A 15,872-nucleotide genomic window follows, 5' to 3' on the forward strand; every position below is an offset into this window, starting at 1 on the left:
AATCATGCGATAGGTGGGGTTTATCGCTAAAGCGTGAGACATATCAAAGAATCATACGGAAGCATATGCATTTCTCCGCGTCCCGTCTTGCGCTGGATCATACTCAGGCTTTCAGCCGGAAAGACGAGGGGCCTGTGAAAGAATTTGCCAGTAAAATTCATGCTTTCGGCAAAGCGCTGATGATGCCGATCTCCGTTATCGCCGCCGCCGGTATCTTTCTGGGCGTGGCGGCCGCGCTGCAAAACCCGGCGATAACCGGCGATGCGTTTGCCAGCCTGCACGTTCCACAGCTGATTATTGGCTTTATCCGCAAGGTGGCGGGCGCGCTGTTTGCCAATCTGCCGCTCTTTTTTGCCGTTGCCAGCGCGATTGGCCTGGCGAAAGCGGAAAAGCCGACCGCCGCCTTTGCTGCCGTTATCGGCTTTATCGCCATGCATGTCGGCGTCAGCGCCACGCTTGCGGCGCAGGGATTGACGGCGGCTACGACCACGCCGGAAGCGCTGCAGGCGAAAGGCATGGAGCAAACGGCCGCCATGATGACCTCGGCGGAATATATCCCGATGCTGGGTATCTTTACCTATAACATGAGCGTGCTGGGCGGCGTTATTGCCGGTTTGCTGACCGCGACCATTCATAACCGCTTCTATACCACGCAGCTGCCTACCGCTATCAGCTTCTTCGGCGGGCGACGTTTTGTGCCGATCGTGACCGTGCTGGTGCTGCCGCTGGTGGGCGTGCTGCTGGCGGCGATCTGGCCCACTATCGGCGCCGGTATCGCCTGGGTTGGCGAGCTAATCGGCAAAAGCGGGCAGTATGGGGCTTTCTTATATGGCACCAGCGAACGCCTGCTTATCCCTACCGGCCTGCATCATATCCTTAACGAAACGGTGCGCTTCACGCCTATTGGTGGCGTCGCTACCGTGGATAATCAGACCATCGTGGGCGCGCTGAATATCTTTAATACCGCGCTGACCCATCCCGGCTCCGTACCGGATGACATTATCAGAAACGCCACGCAGTTCCTGGCGCAGGGAAAAATCCCGGTGATGATGTTTGGCCTGCCGGCGGCCGCGCTGGCGATCTATCACTGTGCGAGGCCGGAGCACAAGCAGCGGGTCAAAGCGCTGATGCTGGCGGGCGCGCTCACTTCGTTTACGACCGGCATCACCGAGCCGCTGGAATTCTGCTTTATCTTTGTTTCGCCCATTCTTTATCTGCTGCACGCGCTCCTTAGCGGCCTGTCTTTTATGCTGATGTCGATGCTGCACCTGATGATCGGCAATATTCAGGGCGGCGCTATCGATCTCGTGGTGTTTGGTATTCTTGGCGGCAGCAAAACTCAATGGTGGTGGACGCTGGTGCTTGGCGCCATCTACGTGCCGGTTTACTACTACGGTTTTCGCTTTGTTATCCTGCGTATGCGGGTAGAAACGCCGGGCAGGGAAGCGGAAGAGACGGAGCCGGAAAGCAAAACGGTCGCGGCCGATCAGCGTATTCGGGTGATCATTAGCGGACTGGGCGGCGAAGGCAATATAGAGGACGTCGATTGCTGCTTTACCCGACTGCGGGTGCGGGTAAAAGAGATGAAAGAGGTCGTCGATCAAACGCTGATGACCACGGGCGCCAACGGCATCAACCGCGTCAGCGACCACGATATCCAGGTCATTTACGGGCCGCAGGTTGAAAAAATCGCCAGCGAGGTGAAAGCTGCCCTGGGCGTGGCCTGACTGCTGCCGTCCCTGGCAGGCCGCATTTACAGAACGTTCGCCGTGTCAGGCTTTCCGGGCGAGGGCGGCGGCGACCAGGCCATCCAGCCATGCCTGATGGCCGTTAATCATCGGGTTTGGCGTGGTTTTCGCCAGTGCTTTAGCCGGATGGCCGTTCTGGGTTTCCTGGGTCAGGATACGTACGCGTCCGCCGGCCAAATCTTCCAGCAGCCAGGCATGATGCACATCCAGCCGCGTTTCGCCTTCGCCGGACCAGCCATGCCACGCCACGCGCGCCGGTTCGCCGGTGGATGGCGCTACGCATTCAGTTACCTGCGCCTCGACAGGAAAACCAAAAGTCGTGAAGTAGAAACGCACCTCCTGCGCCAGCTGCGGACCTTTACCGTGACAGAAACGAATATCAGCAACATTTTCATAATAGGTTGGCCACAGCGCTGGGGTATTCAACAGCGGCCAGACTTCCGCCGTGGACAGACCTGCCACAATAACCTCATTCGAGGCGAAGTTATCACAAAAACCCGGAATATAGCCTTCAGGCCAGATAATAGCGTTCATTAGTCACCCATAAAAACAGAGCACAGCGCCAGTCGCTGTTGGTAAAGCGAGTATGCGGAGAGTGCTGATATAAGGCTAATCAGGGTTTGTTATTACTGATATCATGAAGAATGATATCTAAAGGGGAAGCGAAGCGTGATGAAAACGGATATCCGCACAATGGATTTGAATCTGTTGAAAACCCTGGATGCATTGTTGGATGAACGCAGCGTTACGCGTGCGGCAGCCAGGCTGTCGCTTACTCAGCCAGCCGTCAGCGGAATGCTGACGCGGCTGCGCGACTGTTTTGACGATCCGCTGTTCAGCCGAACGCAAAGAGGGATAGTGCCCACGCCACGCGCGCTGGAGCTGGCTGCGCCGGTGAAAAGGATCCTCAGCGAAACGGAAGCGTTATTACAAAGAAAAGTGTTTAACCCGGCCAGCGCAGAGATGACGATCACCGTCGCCGCCACGGATTATGCTTTAAAAGCGGTTATCGTGCCGTTTGTGACCGCGCTGCGTCGACAGGCACCGGGCATTCGCGTGGCTGTGGTGCCGGTTGAGGCCGGCCAGCTCGCAGATCAGCTGGCGCGGGGCGAAATCGATTTCGCCCTGGTCACGCCTGAAACCACGCCGCAGGAGCTGCACACCCGCCACCTTTTTGATGAACGCTATGTCTGCATGATGCGCAAAGATCATCCTGATGCCGGCCCCCGGCCGCTGACGTTGGACCGTTTCTGCCAGCTTGACCAGGTTCTGGTTTCTTTTACCGGGGACAGATTTTCCGGCGTGACCGATCGCGCTTTAGCGGCGTTGGGACGCGAAAGAAGGGTGGTCATGGCGATCAACAGCTTTCTGATGCTGCCGGAAATTTTGCAGCTCAGCGATCTGATTGCGGTAACGCCTTATCGACTGACCGTGGGCGTCGAGAAAATGGCGATACAGGCGCCGCCGCTGGTCATTCCCGGCTTTACCAAAATCCTGGCGTGGCACGACCGCACGCATCGTGACGCCGGGCACCGCTGGCTGCGAGCCTTGTTTACCGCTCTGTTCAGCGATGAGCCGTAATCAGACAGGGACATACGGCCCTTCTGCCGTCTTGCTATTGCAATGGGTATATTTCATTACAGAGATAAAGGCTTAAGCCTGCTGTGGTTTATTAACTGTTATTTTAAAACATTATTAATAATCCTGAAAAATTATGTCATATTTTTCGCGTCTATATATTTTACTGATTTGGCTGGCTTTTTCAGGGTGCGTATGAGAAAGCCTGTTGAATATAAAATGAAACAGGCGATCCGCCATTAAATAAAGGTTTTTTCTTGCAGGCTGATGAGAGGTTGCTATAGTTATTCATGCACGACGTTCACCGGCGTTCGGTAAAAACAGCAGTAGCCGAGCTATATTATCCGGTGAGAAATTGAATACACGAAGAGGAAGCTATTATGACTCAGCATCGTGGAAATTCCGGCAACTTCGCCGAGGATCGTGAAAAAGCATCAGAAGCAGGTAAGAAAGGCGGCCAGAGCAGCAGCGGTTCTTTCAAAAACGACCGTGATAAGGCCTCCGAAGCCGGTAAAAAAGGTGGGCAGAACAGCCACCGCAGCTAAGTAGTATGGGATGACCACAGGTAGTATCGGGCCGTTTAAATTGGCTCAACTATTAGCCGATTGATTAAGTTGGCCGAAGAAAGTAATTTAAGGTTGTCCCGTAACCGGCTAAAACCCGCATCCCTCTGGTTCAGGGGTGGCGGGTTTTTTTATGCATTATTATTAATTTCTACAACTTATTCAGAAGTGGGAGCTTCATTTTCGCTTTTGCCGATAATTTTATATCTGCATGGTTCCAGATTTGCCGCTTCGTTTATATCCTTCTTTTGGAACAGGTGGAGAAAACTCAGATCGCGAGAAAGGGCGTGCGCCGTATAAGACGGCTTTTTTACGCTTGCCGTCTGTCTGTGAATATGCGAAAAACGGACTTCATTTTTTCAGGAGAAAAGCATGTCTGCCCAAACCCTTGCCATTGGCCTTTTGCTTTACCCCGATTTAACCCAGCTAGATCTTACCGGCCCTTTTGAAGTTTTTACCCGGGCACCTGGCGCGCAGGTGCATCTCATCTGGAAAACGCGGGAACCGGTAGTGTCCGATCGCGGCATGGCGATCCTGCCTTCCACAACCTTTGAGGCTTGCCCAAAACTGGATGTCCTTTGCGTGCCCGGCGGCCCAGGGCAGATCGCGCTGATGGAAGACAACGATACGTTGGCATTTATCCGCCGCAAAAGCGCAGAGGTTAATTTGCTTACCTCCGTTTGTACCGGCTCGCTGGTGTTGGGCGCCGCCGGGCTTTTACAGGGACGCAAAGCGACCTGCCACTGGGGATCGCTGTCGCAGCTGGCGTTACTGGGTGCCGAGCCGGTAGGCGAGCGCGTAGTGCGGGATGGTAATCTTATTACCGGCGCTGGCGTGACTTCCGGCATCGATTTTGCGCTTAGCGTGGTGGCCGCGCTCTACGGCGACGAAATCGCTCAGGCTATCCAGCTGCAGATGGAATACGATCCTGCGCCGCCGTTTGACTGCGGCTCCCCTCGCGTGGCTTCAGCAGAGCAGGTCGCAAGAGCCAGCGCACAGGCGGCGGGATTCATTGCTAAAAGGCTGAAGGCAACGCAAAAAGCGGCATTACGGCTGAGCAATTCTGCCTGCCGGTCGTGACCGGGACCGGCAGGCAGGTGACGGCGTCACTAAAAGACGATGCTGGCTTGATATTTATTACAGCGGTAATTAACACCGGGGCCAATTCTGAATATAAGCCGGGATGTCAATAAATAAGAATAGTCTGCTTTGTCCTTAGGGTATTAATAATAAAGAGCGGCGGCCAGGCATGGCCTGATTCTGAATATAAGCGACAGAAGCATTATCAGGGTGCATTTGTTACCGAAGTATGGAATAACTGGCAACAATTTAGCAGCTAACGCTTTTCTGCCAGGCAAGGCAGGCTTACGGGGAATATAATGCAGACTGAAACCGTTCAAACCGACGAACTGGAAGGCAAAGCCCTGGAATGGGCCGTGCTTAAAGCTATAGGCGGCGCCTGGCCGAAAGGCGCGGCTACGACGTGGGACAAGGCTGGATATCTGATAAGCAATCTGAATATATTCCTGAGCAGCGGCGGCCATAAACAGATGTTTATCGCTTATCTGGACGAAAGAGCGCCCTCCGTGGGCAAAACCTTACCGGAGGCGGTGTACCGCGCCGTGGTTCACGCTTCAATAGGCAGCTGGATATCAGTGCCGGTATCAATTTTAAAGGCTTAGCCGCCGTGAAGGAATAAAGACAAAGGCGGTGAAATTAATGAGCTTTTCTATATTTTACAGTGGCACTAAAAACCTTGTATTCTGAAACCATCTTATCGCACACGGATAGTTAAGGCCTCGTGCCACTGAATACGGTTATTATAATATCTGTCCTCGCTTTAAATTAACTATCTGCTTTCTGGCTCGCTTTCAGTGTAACCTCTCTATAGAAAATATTAGCGCTTTTATCAGCACCTATTAAACCTGAACCGTGCGCGCTTTTGGTAAAAATAGCAGCTATATCATGCTCATCTCTGTGCTGACACGGACAGGTAAGGCGTTATTCAGGATTATTTATATAAAAAAAGCCCGCAGGGAGCCGCGGGCAAAAAAACGAAGTTAACTCTGTTTTGCCTCACCACCCTAAAGTAATACGCAGACCATAAAGTGATCCGAATCACATCCCGGTGGTTAAATTTTGTTCTGAGACGAATCTTATTAAGGGATGTTTACCCTGAAATGCTGCCAATACCGCCGTGCGAGCCAAAGTATGGAGAGAGGTTTAGCAGCATAAGTGCCGCCATCAGGCCACTTTAAACAGCTGTTACCGGCACGGCGGTTGGTCATCTCGCCTGAACCACAGCGCCTGGCCATCGGCTCTTAATTTGCTATTTGCTGAACCATAACTATGCTTAATCAGGTAGTCGCCAATGCGCCGCCCGACCGACGGACTGACCCTTAATCAGTGATGATAAACAGGCGCACCAAATTTCAGGCTCTGCTCAGGCAGGGCCTTTTTTCTGTCTGCGGTGTACTACACTACCAGAACATGCTCCTGCGCGAGGGACGTATCAACCCTGCTTCTCCTCAGGGAGACGGGTGAACAAGCTGCGCTAACGATTTTACCGGAACGTAACCGGAATCAGGTTACCGGAACGCAACTGGCATCAGGTTACCGGAACGTAACCGGCATCAGGTTACCGGAACGTAACCGGCATCAGGATTAAACCGCCGTTAGCTCACCTGGAGAGAGCATCAGCCACGGAGCTGAAGGTTTGGGGTTCGAATCCCTGACGGCGGTCCAGTACTTGTTCTGAAGGTCACCCTGGGTGGCCTTTTTTTACGCCTGCGCTTTATTAACCTTTTTATATAAAGGGTATTATAGGGGGATCAGCGTAAGAGATAACGTTTTGAGCGTTGTCTGTCCGTTATTGGAATAAGGTGCGCAAACAACCTGAGCCTCGCCAACGCGGGGCTTTTTTACGTCCGGAAGAAGGAGAACACTATGCTGACCGTTAAAAGTATCATCGGGGGTGTGACGCATATCTGTGAGGTGAACAATATCACTATTGCAAGACGCGGTTCGGAAACCTTCGGCTATGTTCTGACGCTGACCAAAGAGCATCCCAATCCCGATTTTGCTGAGGTAATGCCTGCTATCTATGAAAATGAAGAGAAAAGCAAAGTCTTACAGCAAGAGGCCATTATGATCAGTGAAAGGGATGGCGTACTGGTCGGGGACGCTGTAGCTGTGCTTATCAGCGAGGTGGATAGCGTGAAAATGCCTGGCCTTAAAGAAGCGGATGGAACGCTGTATCAATACATCTATCCGGGAGACAAGGTCTACGTGATGAATTCGCACGGTTCAACTATTGAGACAGTCAAATGATCAAGGTTTCCCCACAGAGAAAGCCAGGCGTTAAAGTGCGGCAGCCTAATCCAGATCGAAAATGCAGGTTAGTTGAGTAAAATTTGCGCAGGGATGGTATAATCAGGCTCACTTCTCACAAGGCCAAATACCATGTCCTTTTTCGCTCAGATGATGGACCGTATCGCCAGAATAAACGCTGACGCCAAATGCCCTATATGCGGAAAAAGCTCTAAGCATTCAGTTGCAAAAATTTCTCGAGAGCAGGCATTGCTCTGCCCACATTGCAAATCCCTTTTTGTTATTCACGGTTAAATAGTGCTGAAAAGCTAAGCCGCCTCCGGGCGGTTTTTATCGGCGTGTTTAATACTGACCGCGCCAGGAATGGCTGTTACGGCGCCAGAAACAGGGGCGTCCAGATGATTTATCCTTAAAACATGAAACATAACTTGCTAAATTAATTAACACATACAGTGAGTTTTGGCTTACAGGCTGAAGATTAAAAGGGCCGGGTGACCAAAACGATAAAAAGCCGATAGCACAATACGGATCCTTTGCACGTCAGTATTACGTGAGCAAATGTAACTTAACTAATAAAATCAATATTAATAATAGGTTGTATTGCCCTGCACGAAAAAAAATTTAAACGTGATACAAGGGCTAATTTTTTTCAACGGCATACCGATAACCCTACCCTGGGGACAAAACGTCTTCTTAGGGCTTATTAAATTATCAGGTTTGAGGTAGGTATGAATATTACGCAGCGTTTGTTCCTGACGTTTACCCTGTTGGCACTGGCTTTATGCACGCTGGCAGCGGTATCATTCTCAATTATATCGGGTTTTCAATCCCGCTTCGAATATGTGCAGAATAATGCTATCCCCAGCATTAAGGATCTTAACAAATCCATTAGCGCTTCCAGCGCTTTGGGCCTGGCCTTATACAAGCACCAGGCGCTTACCGATGATACAAAGCTGCCTGCCGCTGAACGCCATATCGACGACACGCTGGATGAATTGAAAAAGCTGACTGATTATTACATGGCTAATGATATCTCCAGTGCTGAAGATCATAGTATGACAGAGCAGATCTACCGTGACATCGACGCAGTACGGGCTGACTTACCGGCGTTTCTTAATGCTTCCCGCGCGCAAAATGAGAGCGTAACGCTGGCCTTGCTTCAGGGTGAATCAGGTATAGGTGCTGCAGGCAGAAAATTAGCATCAGATTTGAATAAGCAGATTGAACTTAATATCCAGATTGGCAATGAGCTAAAAAAAATCAATAGAGAAATCTATTCAAAAACAATCTGGATGATGTCAACTGCGGTTCTTTTGGTGATTGTGCTGCTCAGCTTTTTTGCCATAAAAACCATTCTGAATATCAGAAGAAGCCTTCTGAATATAGAAGAGACAATGCTGGAAGTCAGCAACACGTTAGACCTTACTCGCCAGGCTGACGACAGCCACGCTGATGAAATAGGAAAAACCGCTTCAGCGTTTAATAAATTACTGACTAAGTTTTCAGAGACGTTAACGGCTGTTAATAGCGCATCGTTATCCGTAAGCTCAGGATCTTCACAAATTGCCGCAGGTAATGAAGATTTGTCTTCTCGTACCGAGCAGCAGGCGGCTTCGCTTGAAGAGACCTCTTCGAGTATGGCTGCACTGAGTGAAACGGTAAAAAATAACTCCTTCAGTGCCAGCGAGGCGAGCACGCTGGCCGATAGCGCTAATAAGCTGTCGACAGAAAACGGTCAGTCCGTGAGGAATATGTTGAATACGATGGAAGATATCCGCACCAGCTCCGGAAAAATTTCCGAAATAACGGGGCTGATCGAGGGGATTTCATTCCAGACCAATATTCTGGCGCTGAACGCTGCCGTTGAGGCGGCAAGAGCCGGCGAGCATGGCAGAGGCTTTGCAGTGGTGGCAAGCGAAGTGCGTAATCTTGCGCAGCGTTCTTCCTCTGCGGCAAAAGAGATTAAAGATCTGATCAACGCCTCCGTTATGCACGTCGAAAGCGGGGCGTTGCAGGCAGCCAGCGTGGGTGAAAACTCAGCAAAAGTGACCAGCTCAATCAACCAGGTCGCGACTATTGTCAATGAGATTGCTACTTCGGCAGCGGAACAAAGCCGCGGTATTGAGCAGGTTCATTTGGCTATCGGGCAGATGGACGAAGTGACGCAACAAAATGCTGCGCTGGTCGAGGAAGCCTCGTCCGCGTCCCGATCGCTACAGGATCAGGCGGAGACGCTCAGCCAACTGGTGTCTGCCTTTAAGTTAACTTCAGATACGCGGATGTACAAAAAAACCGAGACCTTTGTTAAGCCATCCGTGAGCCGTACGCCCGCGAAGGCGGCCGCTGTATCAGCCGGGGATTGGGAAAGTTTTTAATGTGGTTCGCCCCCAGTAATGGGGGCTTTGGCGTTAAAGTCATTTTCCACGCTCTTGATCCACAGCCAATGCAGCGCCGATAGCCCTTTCGGGCGTGCTCGTTGGGCTGATATCGTCACCAGTCATCAGCAATAACGTTTAGTCGAACCAGTCTGCCATTTTTTCTGTAGCCTGGTTTTTACATCTTCGTTGATATACATCGACACAGCAGCCAGCGCCCCAGCCGGGACACCAGGGTCATCCGTAAAGCCAACAACGGGCAAAGCATCAGGGACGGCATCAATCGGCAAAACGAAATAAGCAAGCGCAGCGTAAATCGTCATTTTGCCCAAATTGGCGTGTCTGGTCTCTGCGCAGAAAAATAGAACCAAAGCGCTTTTTCAATGACTTCATGCCCCGCTTTTTTAACGTACTTAACAATTTTTACCAAAAGCCGTCATCGTTAAAATCTTTAGCGGTGGTGAACTTGTTTTCCATCTCTTTCTCCTGAAATTAAACCCTGTTGTTCATCGGCATATCTCTTCAGGGCTTTATCTCTTTGTGAGCGGCCCGGTATTTATGTACGGCTTCTGTCGTAAAACTAAAGCTACCGTTAACCATTTCAGTAAAGAGATGCCGGGCAACTTTATTACGCACCAAAAAAAATGCCGCAATTGTCGGGCTGCAATAATAAAAATCCATTATTAACGAGCTATCTGGCCTGAAGGTAAAAAAAGCCTGTAAGGGATGCAGGCAAATAATCAGAGCCGGTTGACCCGGCACACTAAATTAATCCCAATGTTATAAAATGGCTGGAGGCACGTACCTGAGCCTGAAATTTGTTCCGACGGAATTTTATCAGGGAAACTTGCATACAAATGCTTTTGCTGAATGAGCGCGGACAACAGCCATTATTGACGTTCAGCAGCACGACATTAGCCTTTAGGGCTCTTTAAATTGACATCTCAGGCGCGCTGGCTGAAGATCTTCTTTAGTCAGCAATGCCTGTCGACCGGGCTGATTTTGCGCCCGGATGCCTGCTTACCAGTCAATAAAGCCTGTCTGACATAACCTTCTGAAAAATAAGAAAAATGGATATAAAACAACTTATTTACCTGTGTAACCTTGAGCGCGAGCGCCATTTTGGCCGTGCGGCGGAGGCGAGCTTCGTCAGCCAGCCGACGCTGTCGATGCGTCTGAAAAACCTGGAGCGCGAGCTGGGGCTATCGCTGATCAACCGCAGCAATAACTTCGACGGCTTTACGCCAGAAGGCGAAAGGGTGCTGACGTGGGCGCGGGAAATCGTCTCCGTCTATCAGGGCCTCAAGCTGGAAGTCGAATCGTTAAAACATGGCGTTGCGGGCACGCTACGTATTGGCGTGGTGCCGCAGTGCAGCATCTCGCTGCCGCTGGTGCTGAAAGGCATCCAGGAACGTTATCCGCAGCTTAACTATCGCGTCTCGGTGCTCAGCGCCGATCAGCTGCTTGACGCATTGAACAGCTATACGGTGGACGTCGGCATTGGCTTTTTTGAGCTGGTCACGCTGCGCGAGCTGCATTTCCAGGCCGAACCGCTGGCAGACAACGGCGTGGAAGTGGTTTTCCATCCCGAACATTTTCCGCAGCTGGTGGGCGAAGCGCCGCTGAGCCTGAACGAACTAAAAGAGATCCCGCTGTGTCTGGCGGAGCAGACGCGCTATTTCCGACGCTATCTGGATACCCACTTTCGGGAAGCCGATATCCATCTGCGGGTGATACTGGAAACCACCTCCGTGTTTCAACTGGCGCAGGGCGTTCAGGTAGGGCTGGGCTGCCTGATTTCGCCTCGCGGCCATCTGCTGCCGGCCATGACGCCGGAATTGCAGTCGCGCCCGCTGGCCATTGCGCCGATGAGCCGCCAGGCCGCAGTGGTTATTGCCGAGCCGGGCAGAGCGACGCCGCTGTCCCAGCACTTTTTTGACGAGGTACGCCGCTGGCTTAGCGAACGTTAGCCGCGACGAACGCTAACTCCCCAGCGACTGCATCAGCCGGTTATTCCAGCCTGCCAGCGCCGTACTGAAAATCACGTTCATCATTCTCTGCAGCGAAAAACCCGCCTCTTTCAGCGGCTGTAAATGCGCGGCGCTGAAGCGCTCCGGCGAGCGGGTCAGCTGCGCGGCGGTCTGTATCACTGCCCGATCGACGGCGCTGGCGCTTCCGATCGCGTCATCAACGCCTGTTTTTAACGCGCTACGCAGCGCTTCCGGCGCGTACCGGTTAAAGCAGGCTGCACTGCCGTTGATCCGTGCGGCTACAGCGGCGGCAAGCTGGCCTTCCGGCGTCGTCGTTTGCTCTTCCAGTACCTTAATCAGCTGACCCCAGCCGTACAGGGCATCCCCGTCGTGCGCCAGCAGCCAGGCGCTGCGGCTTAATGCCTGCTGCGGCTGGCAGAAGGTCAGCGCTTCCAGCTGGCTGTGCGTGGCGTAACGCAGCTCAACGGGCGTCAGCCGGGGCTGCCAGCTATGCTGGTCGGTAAAGCCGCATTCGTCCGCATCTGGCGGAACGGTTACGCCAGGGATCCAGCGAACCGGCAGGGCGAGCAGGGCATGCACGCCAGCCGCCACTCGCGCCTGATAACAGACAAAACCGATAATCTGGCTAAAGGTGATGATATCCGGCGCGGTCAGGCCTGCCTCATCCAGCCGCTGCAATGCTGCCTCGTCAATCAGCGTCGGCTGCATCGCCAGCTGGCGGGCATATTCGGTAATTTGCGTCAGGCGACGGTTACTCTCACGTGAAGAGTCCGGCCCGCTTAGCGGGTTGAGGCGTGCGGCGTAATGGTTACACAGGCGCTGAACGCCGGTAACCTGCGCCACGGTAAGTGCGGTGCTGAGACGATCGTATAACGTCAGCGTATGCGTCAGCGAGGCGGTCAGCGACGAAGGAAACAGCAGCGAGTAGAGATCCCTGGAAGCCAGCAGCGCCGGCTGCGCTTCCTGTAGCGTCTGCCGCAGCCCGCCTTCACAAAGCGCGGCCAGTCCCAGCAAAAAACGGTCTTCAATATCAGCGGCCTCGGGCACCAGAGGCTCTGCCCGGCTGGCGAGCGTGGCCTGGGTTTCGTGATACCAGTGGCTATGGCTTTTAAGCCGACGCTGTTCCATAGTCATTCCTTTTCAAGTTGGCTGGCCCTGAGTACGGACCGGAGGGCAAGCCTATCCTCGCGCAAGCGGAATAACCGGCAAAGACCGATCGGTGCTAATAAATAGCGGAAAAGCATAATGGTGAAAGAAGCAACGGAACCGGCTGGAAATTCGCCCATTCCTGGCAGAACGGGCGTTTAAAAGAGCGGGACTAACGATCTTTACGCCAGGCGTCCGCCGTCAGCGCTTCGCCAAAGTGGCTGGTAATCAGTCTTTTCGTCAGATCGTGCAGCGGGCAGGCGAGGACATCTGCGGTGCTGCCGCGCTCTACCACTTCGCCGTGATGCATGACGATTACCTGATCGCTGATATGCTTCATCATGCCCAGATGCTGCGTCACATAGATATAGGCGATGCCGTGCTTGTCCTGTAGTTCCAGCATCAGATTCACCAGCTGCGAGCGCATAGACATATCCAGCGAGGCCAGCGCCTCGTCGGCGACAATGACCTTAGGTTGCAGGATCAACGCGCGGGCAAGACCGACGCGCTGCTTCTGTCCCGGCGCCAGCATATGAGGATAATAAGCAGCGTGATCGCGCAGTAAACCGACCTGGCGCAGGGTGGCGATAATGCGCTTTTCCCGCGCTTCGGCGGTCAGATCGGTATTCAGACGCAGCGGGAAATCCAGGATCTGGCCGATGCGCTGGCGTGGATTCAGCGAAGTGGACGGATCCTGAAAGATCATACGGATACGCTGGCTGCGGTAGCCGTAATCGCCATATTGCAGCGGCCGATCGTCAATCAGGATTTCGCCCGCGCTCGGCTCAATCATGCCGCTGAGCATTTTCGCCAGCGTCGACTTGCCGGAGCCGTTTTCGCCGATGATCGCCAGCGTCTGTCTTTCACGTAGCGTAAAGCTGACCTCTTTGACCGCCTCAACATGCTGACGTCGAAACAGGCCGGTTCGGTAACGGTAGGTTTTACTGAGGTTGCGCACCTCCAGCAGCGTTTCAACCATTACTGACTCTCCATATTCAGCGGGAAATGACAGGCGAACAGGTGCGATTTTCCGCCCGCCAGGCGGGGCGTTTCGATACATTTTTTCTGCGCATAAGGGCAGCGCGGCCCCAGACGGCAGCCAATGGGCAGGTGCTCCAGCGAAGGGATCGCGCCGGGCAGGGTGTTCAGACGACTCTTATGCGGCAGCGAGCGCCCAAAATCCGGCATCGCCCTGATTAGCGCCTGCGTATAAGGATGGTGCGGCTGCACGATCAAATCTTCGCTGGTGGCGGTTTCCACCGTCTGGCCGCAGTACATCACGTTGATGCGGTTCGCCCAGTGGCTCAGCATCTGCAAATCGTGGCTGATCAGCAAAATCGTGGTGTTGTTGTTCTGATTAAGCCGGGAAAGCAGACGGAAAATCTGCGCCTGCGTCGTCGGCTCCATTGCGTTAGTGGGTTCATCGGCAATCAGCAGGCGCGGCTGGTTGGCCAGCGCAATGGCGATCATCACTTTCTGGCATTCGCCTTCGGTCAACTCATAGGGAAAACTGCGCATAATATCTTTATGATCTTTGATGCCCACGCGGTGCAGCAGCTCGATAGCGCGACGATGCCGCCAGCCGAAACGCTGGTACCAGCGGCCTTTCCACGTCCAGCGGGGAATAGCCTGTTTTAGCTGTTTACCCACGCTTTCAGAAGGATCCAGGCAGGACTGCGGCTCCTGAAAAATCATCGACACGTTATGGCCAACAAGTTTACGCCTTTCGCGCGGCGACAGCTTAAGCAGGTCGATATCGTCAAAGCGCATACGGTCGGCAGTAACCCGCCAGTTATCTTTGGTCACGCCGCAGATCGCTTTGGCGATCAGGCTCTTGCCCGAGCCGGATTCGCCCACCAGGCCGCGAACTTCCCCTTCGGTCAGCGTAATACTGACGCGATCGACCGCCTTGACCGGGCCATCGGCGGTCATAAACTCAATGGTCAGATTACGAATATCGAGCAGCGGCATTATTCAACTCCCGCAACGATGGCGCGACGAATACCGTCGCCCAGCAAATTGACAATCAGCACGCTGAGCATTATCGCCGCGCCGGGCAGCATCACCGTCCAGGGTGCGACGTAAATCAGCTCCAGCGCATCACCAAGCATGGCTCCCCATTCGGGAGAAGGCAACTGCGCGCCCAGATCCAGAAAGCCCAGCGCGGCGATATCCAGGATAGCCATCGACAGCGCGCGGGTAAATTCCGAAACCAGCAGCGCCAGGATATTGGGGAAAATTGCATAGCGAAGAATATTCATGCTGGAGGCACCATCCAGACGGGCGGCGGTGACATACTCCTTTTCCAGTTCGTCGTGCACGGCGGTATAGACCGAGCGCACCAGACGAGGGATTATCGCCAGGAATACCGCCAGCCAGGCATGACTTAAACCTGGGCCGAAAAACGCCACCACGATGATCGCCAGCAGCAGCGAAGGAATGGAAAGAAAGGTATCCAGAATGTGGTTCATCACCGCCGAACGCAATCCTCTGGTCAGCCCGGCAAAAACGCCCAGCACCATGGCGCAAAGCGAGGCCAGTACGGTAATGGCTATAGCCGATCCTACCGTTGGCGCCGCACCGCTCAGCAGGCGGCTCAGCAGATCGCGGCCCAAATCGTCCGTGCCGAGAAAAAATGAAACATCGCCGTAGCGCGACCACGAGGGCGGCAGCAGCTGATAACCTAAAAACTGCTGCGCCAGCCCGTAAGGCGCAAGCAGGCGGCCAAACAGGCACAGCAGCAGCAGCGCGATAAACAGGTAGAAGCCGACCATCGCGGTGGTGTCATGATAAAACAGCCGCCACGTGGTGCGGAAAGTGCTGGGCAGCCGTTTTTCGGCGTAAATGTTATCGGAGGGCATAATCTTTCACTTTAAGGCGTTTTAATATAGTCTGATTTTCTTTGAATTTAACATTCATATCATGGCCTTGCGATTAATTTGTGCTTTAAAGTGACGCTGATTCACTTGGTTTACCTACAATCCAGGGTTTTGTGCCCACTAAAGCGTATTTGGGATGGTATATACACAGTGCTTACTGATGACCCCGCTTACAATATCGCCTTATAAATGTCGTGATAAGGTTGAGATCACGGCAGATTCACCAGCCCTCAATCTCCGACTTTCAATTACCGGATCTGTT

The 15,872-nt window shown here is 53.1% G+C and carries 15 protein-coding genes and 1 tRNA gene; 10 read left to right on the forward strand and 6 right to left on the reverse strand.

The annotated features are described in order from the left end of the window. The first annotated feature begins 179 nt into the window (after positions 1–179). Positions 180–1,727 (forward strand): PTS transporter subunit EIIC, encoded by a 1,548-nt coding sequence (locus QCD69_RS08085; protein ID WP_369894825.1) that lies wholly within the window; start codon positions 180–182, stop codon positions 1,725–1,727. A gap of 45 nt (positions 1,728–1,772) precedes the next feature. Here the strand turns inward: QCD69_RS08085 and QCD69_RS08090 are convergent, their stop codons facing one another. Continuing rightward, complete coding sequence (locus QCD69_RS08090) at positions 1,773–2,282, reverse strand: SRPBCC domain-containing protein (RefSeq protein WP_253453863.1); 510 nt, start codon at positions 2,280–2,282, stop codon at positions 1,773–1,775. 138 nt (positions 2,283–2,420) lie between these two features. Here QCD69_RS08090 and QCD69_RS08095 point away from each other — a divergent pair, with 138 nt between their 5' ends. The 8 genes from QCD69_RS08095 to QCD69_RS08130 all read left to right on the forward strand — a co-directional run bounded on the left by QCD69_RS08095 (position 2,421) and on the right by QCD69_RS08130 (position 9,594). Further along, complete coding sequence (locus QCD69_RS08095; RefSeq protein ID WP_301251717.1) at positions 2,421–3,329, forward strand: LysR family transcriptional regulator; 909 nt, start codon at positions 2,421–2,423, stop codon at positions 3,327–3,329. Positions 3,330–3,706: 377 nt separating this feature from the next. Continuing rightward, a complete protein-coding gene (locus QCD69_RS08100; protein ID WP_301251651.1) occupies positions 3,707–3,871 on the forward strand; it encodes a general stress protein in 165 nt (54 codons plus the stop codon). Positions 3,872–4,261: 390 nt separating this feature from the next. Beyond that, positions 4,262–4,969: a DJ-1/PfpI family protein gene (locus QCD69_RS08105; RefSeq protein WP_301251652.1), complete on the forward strand. Its 708-nt coding sequence runs from the start codon at positions 4,262–4,264 to the stop codon at positions 4,967–4,969. 299 nt (positions 4,970–5,268) lie between these two features. Then, positions 5,269–5,571 (forward strand): hypothetical protein, encoded by a 303-nt coding sequence (locus tag QCD69_RS08110; RefSeq protein WP_253453870.1) that lies wholly within the window; start codon positions 5,269–5,271, stop codon positions 5,569–5,571. A gap of 987 nt (positions 5,572–6,558) precedes the next feature. Continuing rightward, positions 6,559–6,634: transfer RNA gene (locus QCD69_RS08115), tRNA-OTHER, on the forward strand. Positions 6,635–6,835: 201 nt separating this feature from the next. After that, complete coding sequence (locus tag QCD69_RS08120; protein WP_253453872.1) at positions 6,836–7,219, forward strand: hypothetical protein; 384 nt, start codon at positions 6,836–6,838, stop codon at positions 7,217–7,219. A gap of 132 nt (positions 7,220–7,351) precedes the next feature. Next, positions 7,352–7,513, forward strand: coding sequence for a YnfU family zinc-binding protein (locus QCD69_RS08125; RefSeq protein WP_301251653.1), 162 nt, complete (start codon positions 7,352–7,354; stop codon positions 7,511–7,513). A 434-nt stretch (positions 7,514–7,947) separates the two neighbouring features. Next, entirely contained in the window at positions 7,948–9,594 is a 1,647-nt protein-coding gene (locus QCD69_RS08130) for a methyl-accepting chemotaxis protein (protein ID WP_301251654.1), read from the forward strand. Positions 9,595–9,719: 125 nt separating this feature from the next. Here QCD69_RS08130 and QCD69_RS08135 read toward each other — a convergent pair whose 3' ends face one another. Further along, positions 9,720–9,917 (reverse strand): YkvA family protein, encoded by a 198-nt coding sequence (locus QCD69_RS08135; RefSeq protein WP_301251719.1) that lies wholly within the window; start codon positions 9,915–9,917, stop codon positions 9,720–9,722. A gap of 747 nt (positions 9,918–10,664) precedes the next feature. On the opposite strand from QCD69_RS08135, the gene QCD69_RS08140 reads away from it, so the two are divergent. Beyond that, complete coding sequence (locus QCD69_RS08140; protein WP_253453876.1) at positions 10,665–11,564, forward strand: LysR family transcriptional regulator; 900 nt, start codon at positions 10,665–10,667, stop codon at positions 11,562–11,564. A gap of 12 nt (positions 11,565–11,576) precedes the next feature. Here the strand turns inward: QCD69_RS08140 and QCD69_RS08145 are convergent, their stop codons facing one another. The 4 genes from QCD69_RS08145 to sapC form a co-directional block, all read right to left on the reverse strand. Continuing rightward, positions 11,577–12,713: a CMD domain-containing protein gene (locus tag QCD69_RS08145; RefSeq protein WP_253453878.1), complete on the reverse strand. Its 1,137-nt coding sequence runs from the start codon at positions 12,711–12,713 to the stop codon at positions 11,577–11,579. Positions 12,714–12,903: 190 nt separating this feature from the next. Further along, on the reverse strand, positions 12,904–13,710 hold the full coding sequence (sapF, locus tag QCD69_RS08150; RefSeq protein WP_253453880.1) for a putrescine export ABC transporter ATP-binding protein SapF: 807 nt from the start codon (positions 13,708–13,710) through the stop codon (positions 12,904–12,906). Continuing rightward, positions 13,710–14,702 carry a putrescine export ABC transporter ATP-binding protein SapD gene (gene sapD, locus QCD69_RS08155; protein WP_253453882.1) on the reverse strand — a complete coding sequence of 331 codons (993 nt, stop codon included), beginning with the start codon at positions 14,700–14,702 and terminating at the stop codon, positions 13,710–13,712. The genes sapF and sapD overlap by 1 nt, the downstream gene beginning before the upstream one ends. After that, positions 14,702–15,592 (reverse strand): putrescine export ABC transporter permease SapC, encoded by an 891-nt coding sequence (gene sapC / locus QCD69_RS08160; RefSeq protein ID WP_253453884.1) that lies wholly within the window; start codon positions 15,590–15,592, stop codon positions 14,702–14,704. The genes sapD and sapC overlap by 1 nt, the downstream gene beginning before the upstream one ends. Between the last annotated feature and the right edge of the window lie 280 nt (positions 15,593–15,872).

Origin of the sequence: Erwinia sp. PsM31 (assembly GCF_030433775.1) — a bacterium.
Classification (GTDB): Bacteria; Pseudomonadota; Gammaproteobacteria; order Enterobacterales; family Enterobacteriaceae; genus Erwinia; species Erwinia aeris.